The following is an 18,236-nucleotide window of genomic DNA, read 5'->3' as shown; positions in this document are numbered from 1 at the left end:
GACCGGCCCGGCCGGGTCGGTGAGCAACCCGAACGTCCAGGTCAGACCCCTTGTCGATACATCGGTGCATCGGATACGTTCACGTATCCGAGAGACCGGAGCCCAGTCCATGACCACAGCCACCGCCCCGGCGCAGCCGCCCGCGCCCAAGCGCGTCACCACGCGTCGCGCCCGCACCCGGCGGCGGCTCCTCGACTCGGCGCTCGAAGTGTTCGCCGAGGAGGGGTTCGGCCGGTCCACCGTCGAGCAGATCTGTGAGCGGGCCGGATACACCCGCGGCGCCTTCTACTCGAACTTCACCTCGCTCGACGAGCTGTTCCTCGCCATGTGGGAGGAGCGTTCGACCCGGCTGCTCGCGGATGTGCGCGCCGCCCTCGACGAGGTGTCGGCGGCCGCGCCCGAGGACGCCGTACGGGCCGCGCTGCGGGCCATCCCGGTGGACGACGCCTGGTACCGGGTCACCGCCGAGTTCACCGCGCACGCCCTGCGCGACCCCGCCCTGCGGCGGGTGATGGCCGCCCGGGAGCAGGCGATCCAGGACGCCGTGCTGCCCGCGGTCGTGGCGGCGCTCGGGCGCACCGGGCGCCGGGTGACCGACGAGGACGCGCTCGGGCAGGCGCTCGTCGCCGTCCACGACGGCACCGCCGTCCAGGTCCTGCTCGACCCCGGCAGCGAGGCCCCCCGGGCCCGCCGCGAAGCCCTTTTCCTGCATGTGCTCCAGGCCTACAGCACCGCAACCTCCTAACCCCTACCTCCCAGGAGTCCGCCGTGAGTGACGACGCCGATGTCATCGTCGTGGGAGCCGGCCTCGCCGGGCTCGTCGCCACGTACGAACTCGTCCGCGCGGGCCGCAAGGTGCTCGTCGTCGACCAGGAGAACGAGGCCAACCTCGGCGGCCAGGCCTTCTGGTCGCTCGGCGGGCTGTTCTTCGTCGACAGCCCCGAGCAGCGGCGGATGGGCGTCAAGGACTCGTACGACCTGGCGCTCGCCGACTGGATGGGCTCGGCCGGTTTCGACCGCGAGCGCGAGGACCACTGGCCGCGCCAGTGGGCGAAGGCGTACGTCAACTTCGCCGCCGGGGAGAAGCGGAGCTATCTGTACGGGCTCGGGCTGCGTGTGACGCCGACCGTCGGGTGGGCCGAGCGCGGCGCGGGCACGGCTGGCGGGCACGGCAACTCGGTGCCCCGCTTCCATCTGACGTGGGGGACCGGGCCCGAGGTCGTCCGGGTCTTCCGCGAGCCGGTCCTGGAGGCCGCCGCGCGCGGGCTCGTGACCTTCGAGTACCGCCATCGCGTGGACGCGTTGATCGTCGAGGGCGGGGCGGCGGTCGGGGTGCGCGGGAGCGTCCTGGTGGCGTCGGCCGAGCCGCGCGGCGTCGCCACCTCGCGGGAGGCGGACGGCGAGTTCGAGCTGCGCGCGCAGGCCGTCGTCGTCACCTCCGGGGGCATCGGCGGCGACCACGACCTGGTCCGCAAGAACTGGCCGGTCGAACGGATGGGGCCCGCGCCGCGCTCGATGGTGACCGGTGTGCCCGCGTACGTCGACGGGCGGATGCTCGGCATCACCGAGGGCGCGGGCGGCTCGATCGTCAACCGCGACCGCATGTGGCACTACACCGAGGGCCTGAAGAACTGGGACCCCATCTGGCCCGGCCACGGCATCCGGATCATCCCCGGGCCCTCCTCGCTCTGGCTGGACGCGACCGGGCGGCGGCTGCCCGCGCCGCTGTTCCCAGGCCACGACACCCTCGGCACGCTCAAGCACATCGTGGGGACCGGCCACGACCACACGTGGTTCGTGCTGACGCGGTCCATCGTGGAGAAGGAGTTCGCGCTCTCCGGGTCGGAGCAGAACCCCGACATCACCGGCAAGGACCTGAAGCTGGTGCTCTCGCGGGTGCGCAAGGGCGCGCCCGGCCCCGTGCAGGCGTTCCTCGACCACGGCGAGGACTTCGTCGTCCGCCGCACCCTGCGCGACCTCGTCGACGGCATGAACGCGATCTCCCCCGGCCCCACACTCGAACTCGGCCAGGTGGAGCGGGAGATCCTGGCGCGCGACCGCGAGATCGACAACGGGTACGGCAAGGACTTCCAGGTCATGTCGATGCGCAACGCGCGCGCGTACTGGCCGGACCGCATCGCCCGGGTCGCCAAGCCGCACCGGCTGCTCGACCCGGCACACGGGCCGCTCATCGCCGTACGGCTGCACGTGCTGACGCGCAAGACGCTCGGCGGCCTGGAGACCACTCTGGAGTCGCAGGTCGTACGGCCGGACGGGACCCCGTTCGACGGACTGTACGCGGCCGGTGAGGTCGCCGGGTTCGGCGGCGGCGGGGTACACGGCTACAACGCGCTGGAGGGGACGTTCCTCGGCGGCTGCATCTTCTCGGGCCGGGCGGCCGGACGGGCGCTGGCGCGGCGGCTGGCGTGAAAGCGGCGGCTGGCGTGAGAGCGGCGGGGCCAACCCGCTTCTGAGAGCTACTCGTTGACCAGCACGGGCACGGACAGGACCGCGCTCGCCGCCTTCCCCGTCAGCGGAGCCTTCGGTACGGCGGTGAAGTCGATGCCGGCACCCTCCGCACGGGGCCCGGCGTGCCCGGCGGTGCCGTGGGCTGCCTCGCCCACCTCGCCCTCCTCCGCGTACTGGAAGGAGCCGGTGCCGACGAGGTGGCCGCGCTCGTCGTAGAACGCGGCGCGCAGCTCCAGCGCGAGCACGTCGCTCACGTCGGAGGTGATGGCGAAGTGGCCGGTGACGGACGGCTTCTCGAAGGACTTCCCGGAGGGCTTCTCTGAAGACTTCTCTGCGGACTTCTCCGAGAGCGTGAGCTTCGTGATCCGCACCCGGTCCGTGAACGGGCCCTGTTCCAGCCGTACTTCACCCGTCGCCGGAATCTTGGCGAGGGTCGCGGCGGGCGCCGGTGCACCGCTCGGCGCGGGGAAGGTGACGGCCGGGGCCGCTGCCTGCTCGGCCTGCGCGGGGCGCTGCCCGGCGTCGGCCTTGTCGCCGTCGGAACCCCCGCAGGCCGTGGTGAGGGCCAGGGCGGTCAGGGCGAGGGCGGCCAGACGGATCGAGCGGTTCACTGCGTACTCCTGTGTCGGCGGGTGCGGGGCCGGGAGAAGGGTGGTCCCCCGGCCCCTGGTGTGGCTGGCCGCGGCGGATCAACCGCCGGGCGGGAGCGGGCCGTTGGAGCGACGTTTCACGTGAAACAGTGCGCGTTTCACGTGAAACGTCGCGCCGCCAACGGCCCTGCCGCGTCAGCCGCGCGGCGCCCGGCCGAACAGCGAGCGGTACATCTTGCCGTACAGCTCGGTGTTGATCTGGCTCGCCGCGAACTTCTCGGCGCCCGGCCCGTACGCGAAGATCGGCACGTCGGCGCCGGTGTGGTTGCCGGAGAGGTAGGTCAGCCACAGGCTCGCGTCGGGGCTGCCGTCCTTGACGCCCGCCGCGTCGTCCGGCGTACGGAAGGTCGCCGGGGCGAAGTTCTTGGCATCGCCGGAGCCGGCGCCGTTGAGGATGCCGGACGAGCGGACCGGGTCCTTGGCACCCGACTTGTCGCGCGACGGCGTCGAGTTGTTCGCCGGGTTGCCCGCGTCCGTGTTGGCCGGGGGCGCGACGGACTCGGCGTTGGTGTACGTGCCCTTCTCGATGATGTTGAAGCCCGCGCACTCGTGGTCGGCGGTGACGACGACCAGCGTGTGCCCGTCCTTCTTGGCGAAGTCGTACGCGGCCTTGACCGCGTCGTCGAACGCCTTGACCTCGGCGAGCGTCTGGGCGGCGTCGTTGGCGTGCGAGCGCTTGTCGATCTGGGCGCCCTCGATCTGGAGGAAGAAGCCCTTCTTGGACCGGCCGTTGAGCAGGTCGATCGACTTCTTCGCCATGTCGGAGAGGGTCGGCTCCTGCTTCTGCGGGGCGTCCGCCGGGAGCCCGGCCTTGGCCTGCTCCACGGTCAGGTTGCCGCGGTTGAAGAGGCCGACGACCTTCTTGCCCTTGAAGCCGTCGAGGTCGGCCTTGGTGGCGACCTTCTGGCTGGCGGCGGTCTGGGCGGGCAGGTTCGCGTCGCCGAAGCTGCCGAGCACCTGGTAGCCCTGGGCCTGGAGGGCCTTCTGGTCGTCCGGCTCGAAGCGGGCGAGGCCGCCGCCGAGGACGACGTCGGCGGTGCCGTTGCGGGCGATCTGCTCGGCGACCGGGGTGATCAGGGTCTTGTCCTCGGGGGCCTTCTCGTACGAGCCGTCCGCGTTCTTCGGCAGGCAGGCCGCGTCCGAGTACACCGGGCCCTGGCAGCCGCGCAGCAGCACATGGCTGAACTGCGCGCCCGGGGTCGCGTCGGTGACCTCGGCGGTCGAGACGTTGCCGGTGGCGAAGCCGGCCTTCTTGGCCTGCTCCATCAGCGTCACGCGGCGCTTCTCGTACGCGTCCACGCCGAGCGCGGCGTTGTACGTCTTCACGCCGGACGACCAGGCGGTGGCGGAGCTGGCCGAGTCGGTGACCAGCGCGGGCTGGTCGGTGCCCTTCTCGACGGCGTACGTGGCGACCGCGCCGGTGTAGGGCAGGCGCTCCATGTTCAGCTTGCCCTGGGCGCCGTAGTAGCGCTCGCGGCCGGCGGTGACATGGGTGCGGCCCATGCCGTCGCCGAGGAGGTAGATGACGTTGTGTATCTCCTGGCCGTGGCCCGGGAACGGGCGGGCATCGTGCTGCGGGGCGGAGTTGGCCGTGACGGCGCTGCCCGCCGCGACGGCGGAGGCCAGCGCCACCACCGTCAGCGCCTTGCGGCGCTTGTGTCCCATGGATCTCATGGCCGCGAAGCTATGAGCCGAATATGAACGAGTTGTGAGGTGCGGGCGTACGGCGAACGAACGGCTTTGCCTTTCCATGGCGTTGCTTCGTGGTGGTGCTCCGAAAGTGGTGCGTCTCCGAAGTAGGACGTGGTACTCCGTGGTGTCGCTTTACCCGTACGAGAGGCCGGAGCAGATGTCGTCGTCCGCCGAGCGGGCCTTGTCCGCGACTTCGGAGGGGACGGCGGCGGGAGCGGCGGCCGTGGGGTCGGCCGCGTACTTCGAGCCGAGGATGACGCTGAGCCCCGCGCCCTTGGCCGGGCGCAGCAGCGCGCCGGGGAAGCGCTGGGCGAGCGCGTCGGCGTGGGTGCGGCCGCCCGGCCCGTACTCGATGACCGTGTGGACGAAGTCCTGGGTGGCGGCGGTCGCCGTGCCGGTGACCGTGTAGCCGCCCGTCTTCAGGGAGTCGGCGGCTCGGGCGGCCAGGCCCTTGGTGCTGGTGCCGTTGTAGACGGCGACGGACACCCCGGCGCCGGACGGCGGGGCGCTCGGACCGGGGCTCGGACTCGATGAGGCGGCGCGGTCCTGCTCCTGTCTGCCGCCCGCGTCCTTGCCGTCGACGGTCCGGTCCGCCCGCAGGGCCGCGAAGAGCTCGTCGGCCTGCGGCTCCACTATCGCCACGCGCGCGCCCTCGTACCGCCAGGGCAGGGTGACGAACTTGGTGTTGTGCAGATCGATGCTCTTCATCGACATGGCGAAGGAGATCAGCTTGTCGGCCGAGCCGAGGCCGGGGTCGACGGTCATGGACCGGGTGGCGGCCTTGGCGAGCGGGAAGAGGGTGGTCGGGCTGAGGCCCTCCGACTTGACCTTCTTCATGAGGCTGGAGATGAACGCCTGCTGGCGCTGGATGCGGCCGATGTCCGAGCCGTCGCCTATGCCGTGCCGGATGCGTACGTAGTCGAGCGCCTTCTGGCCGGATACCTCTTGGACGCCCTTGGTGAACAGCCGCTCCCCGCGCGCGTGGAGGTTGGGGTTGAGGTCGCCCTGATAGACGTCCTTGGGCACACAGACCTGAACGCCGCCGACGGCCTCGGTCATCTTGGCGAAGCCCGCGAAGTCCACGACGACGGTGTGGTCGACGCGCAGCCCGGTCAGCTTCTCGACGGTGTTCTGGGTGCAGGCCGGGTTGCCCTTGGCGGTGTCGCCCACGGAGAACGCCGAGTTGAACATCACGTTGTGCTGCGTCTTGGTCCAGCTGCCGTTCGGCAGCCTGCACGGCGGTAGGTCGACGAGGGTGTCACGGGGTATGGAGACGGCCGTGGCGTGCTTGTGGTCGGCGTGGACGTGCATCAGGAACGCGGTGTCCGAACGGCCGATGTCACCGTCGCCGTGGCCGTACCGCTCGTTGTCGCCGGCGCGTGAGTCCGAGCCGATGACCAGGACGTTCTGGCCCTCGGCCGAGGGGGCCGGGCGGTCGCCGGAGATCCCGCCGTCGTCGAAGGTGCGGATGTCGCCGTTGAGCTGGAGGTAGATCCAGCCGACCCCGGCCATCGCGAGGACCAGGAAGGACACCAGCGCGGCCAGCGCCAGGCGCAGTCGGCTGCGTCTGCGCCGCCGGGCCTGGGGCGCGCCGACGGCGCCCTTCCGGCTCCCGCCGCGCGCGTGTCCCGCCTTGTGGCTGCCTGCCATCCGTACGCCCCATCCGTGTCCGTTTGGTTGTACAGTTGCGCAATGTAGCAAGTCTTTCTGAGAGAGCCGCCGAGAGGGAAGGACGACGGGATGTTCCTGCGCAATGGCCTGGAGCCCTGGCATCTGCTGATCGTTGCCGTGGTGCTGATCCTGCTCTTCGGCTCCAAGAAACTGCCCGACACGGCCCGCGCGCTGGGCAAGTCGCTGCGGATCCTCAAGAGCGAGACGCGGGCGATGAAGGACGAGCCGGGGGGCGGGCCGGAGGCCGAGCCGGGGGTCGCGGCGCCGAGCGTGGCCGTCCGGACCCCCACCCCAGGCCCCGCCCAGACGCCCACCCCAGCCCCCGCCCAGACGCCCCACGCCGCCGCCCAGACCCCCGCACCGCACCCCTCCGACGCGCCGCGCCCATAGCCGCCACGACACCCGCTCGGCATGTACACGCGCCAAGTTGTCCACAGGCTGAGGACGACGTGGGCGGCTTGTCGGCGGGGCGGCGCATGATGGGGTCCATGAACGAGATGCCGGAGTGGGAGAAGCGGTTCAGGGCGCCCAGGGTCGGGCTCCCCGACTGGGCGGAGGACGCCCCGGACCGCTCGCTGTTCGTGTCGAACGCGACGGGGACGTACGAGCTGTACGCATGGGACCGGGCGACCGGCGCCCAGCGCCAGGCGACGGACCGGCCGAACGGGACGACGGACGGGGTGCTGACGCCGGACGGCGAATGGATCTGGTGGTTCAGCGACAGGGACGGGGACGAGTTCGGCGTGTGGATGCGCCAGCCGTTCGGCGGCGGTGACGACGAGCCCGCCGTGCCCGGCCTGGAGCCGTCCTACCCGGCGGGCCTCGCCCTCGGCCGGGACGGCACGGCGGTGGTCGGCCGCTCCACCGACGACGACGGCACGACGGTCCACGTCGTACGGCCCGGGGCCGCGCCGGCCGAGATCTACCGGCACCGCGAGTCGGCGGGCGTCGGCGACCTCTCGTACGACGGGGCGCTGATCGCCCTGGAGCACACCGAGCACGGCGACGCGATGCACTCGGCGCTGCGCGTGCTCCGGCTCGACGGCTCCACGGCCGCCGAGCTCGACGACACCAAGGGCGGCGCGGAGGAGCTCGGCCTGGAGGTGCTCGGCTTCGCGCCGCTGCCGGGCGACACCCGGCTGCTGATCGCGCACCAGCGCCGGGGCCGCTGGGAGCCCATGGTGTGGGACGTGGCGTCCGGCGAGGAGACCGAGCTCGCGCTCGAACTGCCGGGCGACGTCGCGGCGGAGTGGTACCCGGACGGCTCGGCGCTGCTCGTCGTCCACAGCTTCGAGGCCCGCAGCGAGCTGTTCCGGTACGACCTGGCGGCGGCCGAGCTGGTCGAGGTGGAGACCCCGGCCGGTTCCGTCTCGGGCGCCACGGCCCGGCCCGACGGGACCGTGGAGTACCTGTGGTCGTCGGCGGCGCGCCCCTCCGAGGTGCGCTCCACCACCGGCGCGGTCGTCCTCGACCCGCCGGGGATCAAGGCACCGGGCTCGGTCCCGGTGGAGGACGCGTGGGTGGAGGGGCCCGGGGGCCGTATCCACGCACTGGTGCAGAAGCCGGCCGGATCCGGCCCGTTCCCGACCGTCTTCGAGCTCCACGGCGGCCCGACCTGGCACGACAGCGACGCGTTCGCGGCGGGCCCGGCGGCCTGGCTGGACCACGGGTACGCGGTGGTGCGCGTCAACTACCGAGGCTCCACGGGATACGGCAGGGAGTGGACGGACGCGCTCAAGCACCGGGTCGGGCTCATCGAGCTGGAGGACGTGGCGGCGGTCCGGGAGTGGGCGGTGTCCTCCGGCCTCGCCGACCCTTCCAAGCTGGTCCTGTCGGGCGCGTCCTGGGGCGGGTATCTGACCCTGCTCGGCCTGGGCACCCAGCCGGACGCGTGGACGCTCGGCCTCGCGGTGGTGCCGGTCGCCGACTATGTGACGGCGTACCACGACGAGATGGAAGCCCTGAAGGCGATGGACCGCACGCTGCTCGGCGGCACCCCGGAGGAGGTCCCGGAGCGCTTCGAGGCGTCGTCGCCGCTGACGTACGTGGACGCGGTGAAGGCCCCCGTCTACATCTCGGCGGGCGTCAACGACCCGCGCTGCCCGATCCGCCAGGTCGAGAACTATGTGGACCGCCTGGCCGCGCGGGGCGCGGTGCACGAGGTGTACCGCTACGACGCGGGACACGGCTCGCTGGTCGTGGAGGAGCGGATCAAGCAGGTGCGGCTGGAGCTGGACTTCGCGGGGAGGCACTTGAACGAATAAGCCCCTCCGGCGATTGAGGAGCGGGGGTCCGGGGCACCGGTCCGGGGGCAGCGCCCCCAGCAGACGGCCCCAGCAGACGGCCTCGGCGGGCGGGCTCCGGGCGCAGCCCCGGGGGAGACGGGCGGGCACCCCGCAGCCCGGACCCCCGGAGGGATTCCGTACCGTGGTGGTGTGTACCGGTTCCTGCTGACGCCCCGCTGGTGGGGGATCAACGTCTTCGTCGTGCTGGCCATCCCCTTCTGCGTGTTCATGGGGTCCTGGCAGCTCGGCCGCTTCGAGGACCGCGTGCAGTCGCACAACGCGGCCGAGAAGGAGCCCGACGCCTCCGAGCTGAAGGCCGCACCGCTGCGCGAGCTGCTGCCCGTCGACCAGAAGACCTCGGGCCGCACGGCGAGCGCGACCGGGCGGTACGGGGAGCAGTTCCTGGTGCCGGACCGGCAGGTGGACGGCAGGAGCGGCTCGTATGTGCTGACCCTGCTGCGCACCGACGGCGGCAAGGCGCTGCCCGTGGTGCGCGGCTGGCTGCCCGAGGGGCGCCCGGTACCGGCCCCGCCCACCGGCGAGGTCACCGTCGACGGCGCGCTCCAGGCCTCCGAGACGCCCGGCACGGACGGGGTGAACGCCTCGGGCGGGCTCCCACGGGGTCAGCTCGGGATGATCAGCGCGGCGTCGCTGGTCAACCTCGTGCCGTACGAGGTGTACGACGCGTGGATCACGCTCAACAAGGCCGACTCGGGGATGACGGCCGTGCCCGCCGCCAAGCCGCAGAACACCGGCCTGGACCTGAAGGCCTTCCAGAACCTCGGCTACACCGGCGAGTGGTTCGTCTTCGCCGGGTTCGTGGTCTTCATGTGGTTCCGGCTGCTGCGGCGCGAGGCCGAGGCGGCGGAGGACGCGGAGCTGGGCCTGGCGCCCGAGCCGACCGGTACGGGCTGAGTTCTTCTGCGGGCCGGTGGGGGCTGTCTCGCAGTTCCCCACGCCCCTCTGGGCACGGACCCGCGGCGCACCACGTGCGAGGGAGTGGGGCCGGGCTGGAACCGGCCCCCGCCCCCTCGTGCTCCGCCCCCTCCGGATGAGGAGCCGTCAGGGTGTGGCCGGGGCGGGCGCCGGGGCCGCCAGGACACCCGTGCGGTAGATCGTTCCGGCACAGGCGTTGGGGATGGTCGCCTCGGCGGTCGGCGCGCCGGGCTCGGCGACATGGGTCACCGCGACCTTGCCGTCCGTCCGGGTACCGGGCGTCGCCGGGTCGACGGCGCCCATCTGGGGCTCGGTGCCCGTCGGTGCCGTACCGGTCCCGGTGCCGGTGGTCGCCCCGCCGCCGCTGACCGTCGACGGCGAGGGGTCGGGCGAGGGCTGCGGCTTGGGACAGGTCTCGGACGGCACCCAGGCGAACTTGACCTCGTACGCGGCCGACGGCTTGAGCACCAGACCGGTGGCTTCGAGCGAGGGGTCGGGCAGCCGGGCCGCCGGGTCGCCGGTGGAGTGGTCCACGACGGTGATCCGGGAGGCGTCGGCGGCTCCCAGCGCCTGGAAGTCGACCTTGCCGGCCCCGCTGACCTGGCAGAGCTTCTGCGAGACATTGGCGACGCGGAACGTGCCGTAGACCTTGCCGTCGGCGTCGGGCTTGCTGATCCGGGCGGACTTCACGCCGAGTTCGGTCGCGTCGCAGACCGGTGAGCCGACCACCACGGGCCCGCCGACGGGTCCGGTCTCGCCGCCCACGGTGCCGCCCACGGCGGTCCGGCCGGGCTCCTCGGGCTTCACGGTCCCGGTCGGCGCCGGGGTGCGGGTGCTCCGGCCGGAGGGCCTGTCGGCCCCCCGCTCACCGTCCTCCACGCCCGGCGCGGCGCCGGTGCCGCCGTGGGCCTGCTGGCCGTGCCCGGCGATGGTGGGCCGGTCCTCGGAGGCCGCGCCGGTGTTGGCGACGTGCAGGAACGCGGGGATGGCGGTGCCGATGAGCAGTGCCGCGGCGGCCGCGCCGACCACCGCCTGCTTCTTGCGGGCCTGGCGGGCGGGGACGGCCCGGCGCAGTTGGTCCAGGGCTCCCTCGGACGGCTCCATGCCGTCCACCGCGCCGTGCAGCATCCGGCGCAGCGCGTCTTCGTCCGGGGTGAGGCCAGGTGGGAAGGGGTCGTTCACAGTTCTGTTTCCAGTCCGGTCGTCCAGAGGGCGGTCGGGCCCGTATGTGCTCTCCCCGTGGCGGCGTCCGTGGCCGCGGTCGCCGTGTTCGCCGTGGTGCCCGTGTTCCCCCCGGGCCTCGGCCGCGCCGTACGTGTCGTGGGTGCCGTCGTCCCGGCGGCCGCGGTGGTCACCGCGCTCCTCGCCGTCTCCCCGCCGTTCCTCCCCGTCCCCGAATCCCGCATTCCACTTGGCGCTCATACCGGTGCCTCCATGGCTATCCGGAGTGCCGCGATGCCGCGCGAGCCGTACGCCTTCACCGAGCCCAGGGATATCCCCAGCGTCTCGGCGACCTGGGACTCGGTCATGTCCGCGAAGTACCGCAGCACGAGGACCTCGCGCTGGCGGCGCTGGAGGCCACGCATGGCCTTGATCAGCGCGTCCCGCTCCAGCTGGTCGTACGCACCCTCCTCGGCGCTCGCCATGTCGGGCATCGGCTTGGAGAGCAGCTTGAGCCCGAGGATGCGGCGGCGCAGGGCCGAGCGGGACAGGTTGACGACGGTCTGGCGCAGATAGGCGAGCGTCTTCTCGGGCTCGCGCACGCGCGAACGGGCCGAGTGGACGCGGATGAAGGCCTCCTGGACGACGTCCTCGCAGGAGGCCGTGTCGTCGAGCAGCAGCGCGGCCAGCCCGAGCAGCGAGCGGTAGTGCGCGCGGTAGGTCTCGGTGAGGTGGTCGACGCTGGTACCAACGGCCATGGCGTCGTCAGTGCCCTCGCGGGCCGACGTCGGCTGGGCGGGGACGCGGGTGGGGCGCGCGGTCGGCATGGGGGCGATCACCGGCATGCCGCCGGCCGGCCGGGGCCGCCGGAGCGGACGGACCACTGCGCCGCGCACCGGAAGAGCGCTGATGTCGAGAACCTCTGCCACGCCAGTTGGACACGCTTCCCCCCGTCAGGGTTGTACGCGTACGACACCGTTTTTGGCAGTGCGACAAATGTCCTCATGCGTACCCGCTCTTCCCCAATGCCCGAATATTTACGGCACCTTGATGGGCGACCGCATAGACGCTCCATGCCGGGCTGCCGGTTGCAGGGACACGAAAATGAATCGTGTAACAGGGCAACAGCGCGGTTCAAGTGGTACAGACCAGCGACTTGCTCACAGAGCGTTCACAGATCCTACAAACTCTGTGGCCTTCTCGGCGGCGAAATCGCGCCGGTATTCAGCCGTTGAATTCCCCGGCCGCCAGCTCGGCGATCTGAGCGGCGTTCAAAGCCGAGCCCTTGCGGAGGTTGTCTCCGCAGACGAAGAGATCGAGCGCGTACGGATCGTCGGGCGAACGCCGCACCCGTCCCACCCACGCCGGGTCGGTGCCGACCGCGTCGGCGGGCGTCGGGAACTCCCCCGCCGCCGGGTCGTCCAGGAGCACCACGCCGGGCGCGGTCGCCAGGATCTCGTGGGCCCGCGCCACCTCCACCTCGTTCTCGAAGGTGGCGTGCACGGAGACCGAGTGGGTGGTGATCACCGGGACCCGGACACAGGTCGCGGCCACCGCGAGCCGCGGCAGGCCGAGCACCTTGCGGGTCTCCTCGCGCAGCCCCAGCTCCTCGCTGGACCAGCCGCCGTCGGCCGGGTCCCCGGACCAGGGCACCACGTTGAGCGCCACCGGCGCCGCGAACGGCCCGGTGTCCTCGCCCACGGCCCGGCGCACATCGCCGGGACCGGTGCCCAGTTCCGTACCCGCGACGAGGGAGAGCTGTTCGCGTAGGGTCGCGACGCCGGCCCGCCCGGCGCCGCTGACCGCCTGGTACGTGGAGACGACGAGCCCGCTCAGGCCGTACTCGGCGTGCAGCGCGCCCACCGCCACGATCAGCGCGAGGGTGACGCAGTGCGGGGAGGCCACGATGCCGCGCGGCCGCAGCCGTACGGCATGGGGGTTGACCTCGGGCACCACCAGCGGCACGTCCGGGTCCATACGGAAGGCCGACGAAGTGTCGACGACCACCGCGCCCTTGGCCGCCGCGACCGGCGCCCACTGGGCGGCGACCTGCTCGGGCACCAGGAAGACGGCGACGGCGACGCCGTCGAGCGCCTCCTCGCCCAGGGCCCAGACCTCGGTCTCCTCGCCGCGCACGACGAGCTTGCGGCCCGCCGAGCGCGGGGAGGCGATCAGTCTGATCTCGCCCCAGACGTCCGCGTGCTGGGACAGGATCTGGAGCATCACCGCGCCGGCGCCCCCGGTCGCTCCGACGACCGCGAGCGCCGGCTTGCGGTTCATCGTCCGGTGCCTCCGTAGACCACGGCCTCGTCGGAGTCGGAGTCCAGCCCGAAGGCGGTGTGCACGGCGCGCACGGCCTCGTTGACGTCGTCGGCGCGGGTGACCACGGAGATACGGATCTCGGAGGTGGAGATCAGCTCGATGTTCACGCCCGCGTCGCTGAGCGCCTCGAAGAACCCGGCGGTGACGCCCGGGTTGGTCTTCATCCCGGCGCCGACCAGCGAGATCTTGGCGATCTGGTCGTCGTAGCGCAGCGACTCGAAGCCGATGGTCGCCTTGGCCCGCTCCAGGGCGTCTATGGCCTTGCGGCCCTCGGCCTTGGGCAGGGTGAACGAGATGTCCGTCAGCCCGGTGGAAGCGGCGGAGACGTTCTGGACGACCATGTCGATGTTGATCTCGGCATTGGCGATCGTCCGGAAGATGGCCGCGGCCTCACCCGGCTTGTCGGGCACCCCGACCACCGTGATCTTCGCCTCGGAGACGTCGTGGGCGACTCCGGAGATGATGGCGTGCTCCACCTGCTGATCCCCTCGCGGTTCGTTGCTGACCCAGGTGCCCTGAAGTCCGCTGAAGGACGACCGCACATGGATCGGGATGTTGTAACGGCGTGCGTACTCGACGCAGCGGTGCAGCAGCACCTTGGAGCCGGACGCGGCCAGCTCCAGCATGTCCTCGAAGGAGATCCAGTCGATCTTCCTGGCCTTCTTGACGACACGCGGGTCCGCGGTGAACACACCGTCGACGTCGGTGTAGATCTCGCAGACCTCGGCGTCGAGCGCCGCCGCGAGGGCGACGGCCGTGGTGTCGGACCCGCCGCGCCCGAGCGTGGTGATGTCCTTGGAGTCCTGCGAGACCCCCTGGAAACCGGCCACGATCGCGATGTTGCCCTCGTCCAGGGCGGTACGGATCCGGCCCGGCGTGACGTCGATGATCCGCGCTTTGTTGTGGACCGAGTCCGTGATGACGCCGGCCTGGCTGCCCGTGAACGACTGGGCCTTGTGGCCCAGGTTTTTGATCGCCATGGCCAGCAGGGCCATGGAGATCCGCTCTCCGGCGGTCAGCAGCATGTCGAATTCCCGGCCGGTGGGCATCGGGGATACCTGCTCGGCGAGATCGATCAACTCGTCCGTCGTGTCGCCCATCGCGGAAACCACGACAACGACCTGATGGCCGTTCTTCTTGGCTTCCACGATCCGCTTGGCGACGCGCTTGATGCCCTCGGCATCCGCAACGGAGGAGCCTCCGTACTTCTGCACGACAAGGCCCACGTGCGCTCCTCGCTCAGTCCATTACTACGGTCGGCACAGTCTAACGAGCGGCCCGGATCCGCCCGGGAGGTGCCACATCGTGAGATGTCCCGCTCGCGATGTGATCTTGCCCCGGGTGGGGGGATCGGATCCGGTCCGCTCGTGAAGGGGCACATGCCCGGCCGGGCGGGTTGTACGCGGAGGTGTGGGGCGGCTCACAGGCGGACGCCGACGGAGGAGAGGGCGGGGCGCCCGCGGGGGGGGCGCCGAACGGCCTTGTGCACGGGCTCACTTGACCGTACGGGGCCGCTTGGATCCTCCGGGGCCACTTGGCCGTACGAGGGCTACTTGACCGTCCGAGGGCTACTTGACCGTACGAGGGCTACTTGGCCGTACGAGGGCTACTTGACCGTACGCAGGCCCAGCGGGCCCGCGATCTCCTCCGCCATGACGCGGCCCGCCTCCTCGGCGAGCGACTCCTCGGTCAGGTCCTCGTCCGTGTCGAGGCCGTCCAGCTCCTGCAGGGGCTGGTTGAGGCGGACGTGGGCGACCAGGGCCTGGAGGGCGCGCAGGGTCGCCGAGGCGGTCGAGCCCCAGTTGGAGAAGTAGGAGAACTGCCACCACCACAGCGCCTCGGTGGTGCGGCCCGCGCGGTAGTGGGCGAGGCCGTGGCGCAGGTCGGTGACGACGTCGGCCAGGTCGTCGGAGATCCGGCACGGCACGGGCGCCTTGCGCGGCTCGTACGGGTCGAAGACCTCGGAGTACACGTCGATGGGTTCGAGCAGGGCCGCGAACCGCTCGCGCAGATCGTCGACGTCCGGCTCGGGGCCGAGGTCCGGCTCGTACCGCTCGTCCGGGACGATGTCCTCGTGCGCGCCGAGGCGGCCCCCGGCGAGCAGCAGCTGGGAGACCTCCAGGAGCAGGAACGGCACCGCGCTGTCCGGCTCGTCGCCCCTGGCCACTTCCGTGACCGCGACGATGAACGACTCGATCTGGTCCGCGATCTGGACCGCGAAGTCGTCCGGATCCTGGTTGACCGCGTGCAGCGTTGCGTCAGACATCGAGAAGTCGCCTTCCTTCAAAGGCCCGCCCCAGCGTGACCTCGTCCGCGTACTCCAGATCTCCCCCGACGGGGAGTCCGCTGGCCAGCCGGGTGACCCGCAGGCCCATCGGCTTGATCATGCGGGCGAGGTACGTCGCCGTGGCCTCGCCCTCCAGGTTCGGGTCGGTGGCCAGGATCAGTTCGGTGACCGTGCCGTCGGCGAGCCGGGCGAGCAGCTCGCGGATGCGCAGATCGTCCGGGCCGACTCCCTCGATGGGGCTGATGGCGCCGCCGAGCACGTGGTAGCGGCCGCGGAACTCACGGGTCCGCTCGACCGCCACGACGTCCTTGGGCTCCTCCACGACACAGATGACGGCCGGGTCGCGGCGCGGGTCGCGGCAGATGTTGCAGCGCTCCTCCTGCGCCACGTTGCCGCAGACCGCGCAGAACCGGACCTTGTCCTTCACTTCGAGCAGGGTGTGCGCGAGCCGGCGCACGTCCGTGGGCTCGGCCTGGAGGATGTGGAAGGCGATCCGCTGCGCGCTCTTGGGACCGACGCCGGGCAGCCTGCCCAACTCGTCGATGAGGTCCTGGACCACGCCTTCGTACAACGGACTGCCTCTCGTGGGTCGTCTGGGTGCTTACGGTAGTTGGTGGGCGGGCGCCACAGAAGGGCGGACCCGCGTTGTTCACCACTGTTCAGGAGCGCGCCTTCAGGAGCGGTCCCGCCCCTCGGCTCAGAAGGGCAGGCCCGGCATGCCGCCGAGGCCCTGCGCAAGCGGGCCGAGCTTCTGCTGCTGGAGCAGCTGCGCGTTCTCGTTCGCGGCCTGTACGGCGGCGACGACGAGGTCCGCGAGCGTCTCGGTGTCGTCGGGGTCGACCGCCTTCGGGTCGATGACGAGGCCGCGCAGCTCGCCGGAGCCGGTCACGGTCGCCTTCACGAGCCCGCCGCCGGCCTGGCCGTCGACCTCGGTCGCGGCGAGCTCCTCCTGCGCGCGGGCGAGGTCCTGCTGCATCTGCTGCGCCTGCTGGAGCAGCTGCTGCATGTTGGGCTGGCCACCACCAGGGATCACGGTGCACTCCGTCTTCAGCGTCGTCGTCTGCCGGAAGGCTCCGGCACTCCGAGCCTACGTGGTCTACCCGCGCCCTGCTCCGCAACTCTTTCGAGTGAGCCGACGGAGGTTTGCCTACCTGATCAAGGCCCACTTACGGGGGGAAATGCCGCGATATCGGTCTTCGCTCCCACCATTCGGCGGTAGGAAGGGCAGTCACGTCTCGGGGGAGGTCGGAGATCGTCGCGCATGGTGATGAACCGTAACTGTACGTTACGTCACCGAGTCGGACGGATGCCGATGATTTCGATACGCACGCGGAGGGAGCGCCGGGTGAGCCAGCCGGAGATGCAGCCCGAGGGGCCCCCGGGACCGCCCCGGGACGAGCGCGACCTGACCGGGCGCCCGTTCCCGCTCGGCGACTGGGGCGAGCCGGCGGAACGGCTGGACGAGCTGTACCGGTGGGTCGAGGCGGGCGCGCTGCGCACGGCCGAGTGGTACCTGGCGGACCGGCTGTGGAAACGGCGGGGCGCGCGGGTGCTGCGGGTGTGCACGGCGGCGGGCGCGATCGCCGGGGCGACGCTGCCGCTCCTCGACGTGACGGAGGCGCTGTCGGGCGCGTCGGGCTGGGGCTACTTCTCCCTGCTGCTGGGGGCGGCGTGCCTGGCCTGCGACCGGTACTTCGGACTGACGTCCGGGTGGATGCGGGACGTGGCGACCGCGCAGGCGGTGCAGCGGCGGTTGCAGGGGCTGCAGTTCGACTGGGCGTCGGAGAGTGTGCGGGAGGTTCTGGGGCCGACGGAGGGAACGGCGAGTGAGGCGGCGGAACGCTGCCTCACTGTCCTCCGTCGGTTCTCGGAGGACGTCACGGAGCTGGTGCGCTCCGAGACGGCGGACTGGATGGTGGAGTTCCGCTCCGGCCCGGCTCCCTTGGTGACGCAGTCCCTGGCGTCCTCGTCCCCCCGCCCGGACGCGGCCCCCGGCCCCGGCCGCTTCCCCCTCCCCCCGGGCACCCGCCCCAACATGCCCCGCCAACGCCCTCCGGAGGCGCCGCGCTAGCGGTGGTGCGGCGGGTTTTCCCCCACCCCGCCCCTTCCCGAAACCCTCCGGGGGTGGGTGGGGGCAAAGGTGGCTCTCCCGGGGGCTACGCCCCCGGCCCCCGTCGCGGGGCCTGCGGCCCCTGCACCCCGCTCACGGGGCTCCGCCCCCGGTACCCCCACTGGAGCTGCACGCCCCTGCACCCCACTCACGGGGGCTTCGCTCCCGGCACCCCCTGGGGCTGCACGCCCCTGCACCTCGCTTACGGGGACTTCGCCCCCGCACCCCGCCGGAGCTGCACGCCCCTGCACCCCGCTTACGGGGCTCCGCCCCCGGCACCCCCTGGGGCTGCACGCCCCTGCACCTCGCTTACGGGGCTCCGCCCCCGGTACCCCCGCTGGGGCTGCACGCCCCCGCACCTCGCTTACGGAGGCTTCGCCCCGGCACCCCCGCCGGAGCTGCACGCCCCCGCGCCCCGCTTACGGGGCTCCGCCCCCGGTACCCCCACTGGAGCTGCACGCCCCCGCACCCCACTCACGGGGATTCGCCCCCCGCACCCCCGCCGGGGCTGCGCCCCCGCACCCGCTTCGGGGCTCCGCCCCGGACCCCGCGCGAGGGTGGGTGGGTTACGGGTACTGCGCCCCGGCCCCCGTTCGTCCGCGGGACGTCTGTGGCTGGTCGCGCAGTTCCCCGCGCCCCCAACCACCTGGGGG

Annotated in this window: 16 protein-coding genes; 6 read left to right on the top strand and 10 right to left on the bottom strand. The window is 72.0% G+C overall.

Going from position 1 to position 18,236, the window contains the following annotated elements; translation table 11 throughout:
* The first annotated feature begins 109 nt into the window (after nt 1-109).
* Both ACFWA7_RS13910 and ACFWA7_RS13905 read left to right on the top strand, forming a co-directional pair.
* On the top strand, nt 110-745 hold the full coding sequence (locus ACFWA7_RS13910) for a TetR/AcrR family transcriptional regulator (protein ID WP_385822983.1): 636 nt from the start codon (nt 110-112) through the stop codon (nt 743-745).
* A 23-nt stretch (nt 746-768) separates the two neighbouring features.
* Nucleotides 769-2,430 carry an FAD-binding dehydrogenase gene (locus tag ACFWA7_RS13905; protein ID WP_385822981.1) on the top strand — a complete coding sequence of 554 codons (1,662 nt, stop codon included), beginning with the start codon at nt 769-771 and terminating at the stop codon, nt 2,428-2,430.
* Between the two features lie 47 nt (nt 2,431-2,477).
* Here the strand turns inward: ACFWA7_RS13905 and ACFWA7_RS13900 are convergent, their stop codons facing one another.
* The 3 genes from ACFWA7_RS13900 to ACFWA7_RS13890 all read right to left on the bottom strand — a co-directional run bounded on the left by ACFWA7_RS13900 (nt 2,478) and on the right by ACFWA7_RS13890 (nt 6,461).
* Complete coding sequence (locus ACFWA7_RS13900) at nt 2,478-3,080, bottom strand: hypothetical protein (RefSeq protein WP_385822978.1); 603 nt, start codon at nt 3,078-3,080, stop codon at nt 2,478-2,480.
* 174 nt (nt 3,081-3,254) lie between these two features.
* Nucleotides 3,255-4,793 (bottom strand): alkaline phosphatase, encoded by a 1,539-nt coding sequence (locus tag ACFWA7_RS13895; RefSeq protein ID WP_385543979.1) that lies wholly within the window; start codon nt 4,791-4,793, stop codon nt 3,255-3,257.
* Nucleotides 4,794-4,943: 150 nt separating this feature from the next.
* Nucleotides 4,944-6,461, bottom strand: a complete 1,518-nt coding sequence (locus tag ACFWA7_RS13890) for an LCP family protein (RefSeq protein ID WP_385822976.1) — start codon at nt 6,459-6,461, stop codon at nt 4,944-4,946.
* A gap of 90 nt (nt 6,462-6,551) precedes the next feature.
* On the opposite strand from ACFWA7_RS13890, the gene tatA reads away from it, so the two are divergent.
* The 3 genes from tatA to ACFWA7_RS13875 all read left to right on the top strand — a co-directional run bounded on the left by tatA (nt 6,552) and on the right by ACFWA7_RS13875 (nt 9,682).
* Nucleotides 6,552-6,872, top strand: coding sequence for a Sec-independent protein translocase subunit TatA (gene tatA, locus ACFWA7_RS13885; protein ID WP_385822973.1), 321 nt, complete (start codon nt 6,552-6,554; stop codon nt 6,870-6,872).
* A 107-nt stretch (nt 6,873-6,979) separates the two neighbouring features.
* A complete protein-coding gene (locus ACFWA7_RS13880) occupies nt 6,980-8,746 on the top strand; it encodes a prolyl oligopeptidase family serine peptidase (RefSeq protein WP_385544012.1) in 1,767 nt (588 codons plus the stop codon).
* Between the two features lie 171 nt (nt 8,747-8,917).
* Nucleotides 8,918-9,682: an SURF1 family protein gene (locus ACFWA7_RS13875; protein ID WP_385543988.1), complete on the top strand. Its 765-nt coding sequence runs from the start codon at nt 8,918-8,920 to the stop codon at nt 9,680-9,682.
* A gap of 147 nt (nt 9,683-9,829) precedes the next feature.
* Here the strand turns inward: ACFWA7_RS13875 and ACFWA7_RS13870 are convergent, their stop codons facing one another.
* From ACFWA7_RS13870 to ACFWA7_RS13840, 7 genes are all read right to left on the bottom strand, one after another.
* Entirely contained in the window at nt 9,830-11,125 is a 1,296-nt protein-coding gene (locus tag ACFWA7_RS13870; protein ID WP_385822971.1) for a hypothetical protein, read from the bottom strand.
* On the bottom strand, nt 11,122-11,793 hold the full coding sequence (locus ACFWA7_RS13865) for a SigE family RNA polymerase sigma factor (RefSeq protein WP_385543994.1): 672 nt from the start codon (nt 11,791-11,793) through the stop codon (nt 11,122-11,124). Before ACFWA7_RS13865 ends, ACFWA7_RS13870 begins: the two co-directional genes overlap by 4 nt.
* Nucleotides 11,794-12,088: 295 nt before the next feature.
* Nucleotides 12,089-13,144 carry an aspartate-semialdehyde dehydrogenase gene (locus ACFWA7_RS13860; RefSeq protein ID WP_385543997.1) on the bottom strand — a complete coding sequence of 352 codons (1,056 nt, stop codon included), beginning with the start codon at nt 13,142-13,144 and terminating at the stop codon, nt 12,089-12,091.
* A complete protein-coding gene (locus tag ACFWA7_RS13855) occupies nt 13,141-14,412 on the bottom strand; it encodes an aspartate kinase (protein WP_283142804.1) in 1,272 nt (423 codons plus the stop codon). The genes ACFWA7_RS13860 and ACFWA7_RS13855 overlap by 4 nt, the downstream gene beginning before the upstream one ends.
* A 380-nt stretch (nt 14,413-14,792) precedes the next feature.
* Nucleotides 14,793-15,452: a DUF5063 domain-containing protein gene (locus tag ACFWA7_RS13850; RefSeq protein WP_385544000.1), complete on the bottom strand. Its 660-nt coding sequence runs from the start codon at nt 15,450-15,452 to the stop codon at nt 14,793-14,795.
* Nucleotides 15,445-16,044 (bottom strand): recombination mediator RecR, encoded by a 600-nt coding sequence (gene recR, locus ACFWA7_RS13845; protein WP_385544003.1) that lies wholly within the window; start codon nt 16,042-16,044, stop codon nt 15,445-15,447. Before recR ends, ACFWA7_RS13850 begins: the two co-directional genes overlap by 8 nt.
* Nucleotides 16,045-16,170: 126 nt before the next feature.
* Nucleotides 16,171-16,506 (bottom strand): YbaB/EbfC family nucleoid-associated protein, encoded by a 336-nt coding sequence (locus tag ACFWA7_RS13840; protein WP_385544006.1) that lies wholly within the window; start codon nt 16,504-16,506, stop codon nt 16,171-16,173.
* 312 nt (nt 16,507-16,818) lie between these two features.
* Here ACFWA7_RS13840 and ACFWA7_RS13835 point away from each other — a divergent pair, with 312 nt between their 5' ends.
* Nucleotides 16,819-17,544, top strand: a complete 726-nt coding sequence (locus ACFWA7_RS13835; RefSeq protein WP_385544008.1) for an SLATT domain-containing protein — start codon at nt 16,819-16,821, stop codon at nt 17,542-17,544.
* Nucleotides 17,545-18,236: the final 692 nt, after the last annotated feature.

Origin of the sequence: Streptomyces sp. NPDC059994 (assembly GCF_042737755.1) — a bacterium.
In the GTDB taxonomy this organism is placed as follows: Bacteria; Actinomycetota; Actinomycetes; order Streptomycetales; family Streptomycetaceae; genus Streptomyces.
Note: the sequence above shows the minus strand (reverse complement) of the source record. Positions and strands in the feature narration are given on the sequence as shown.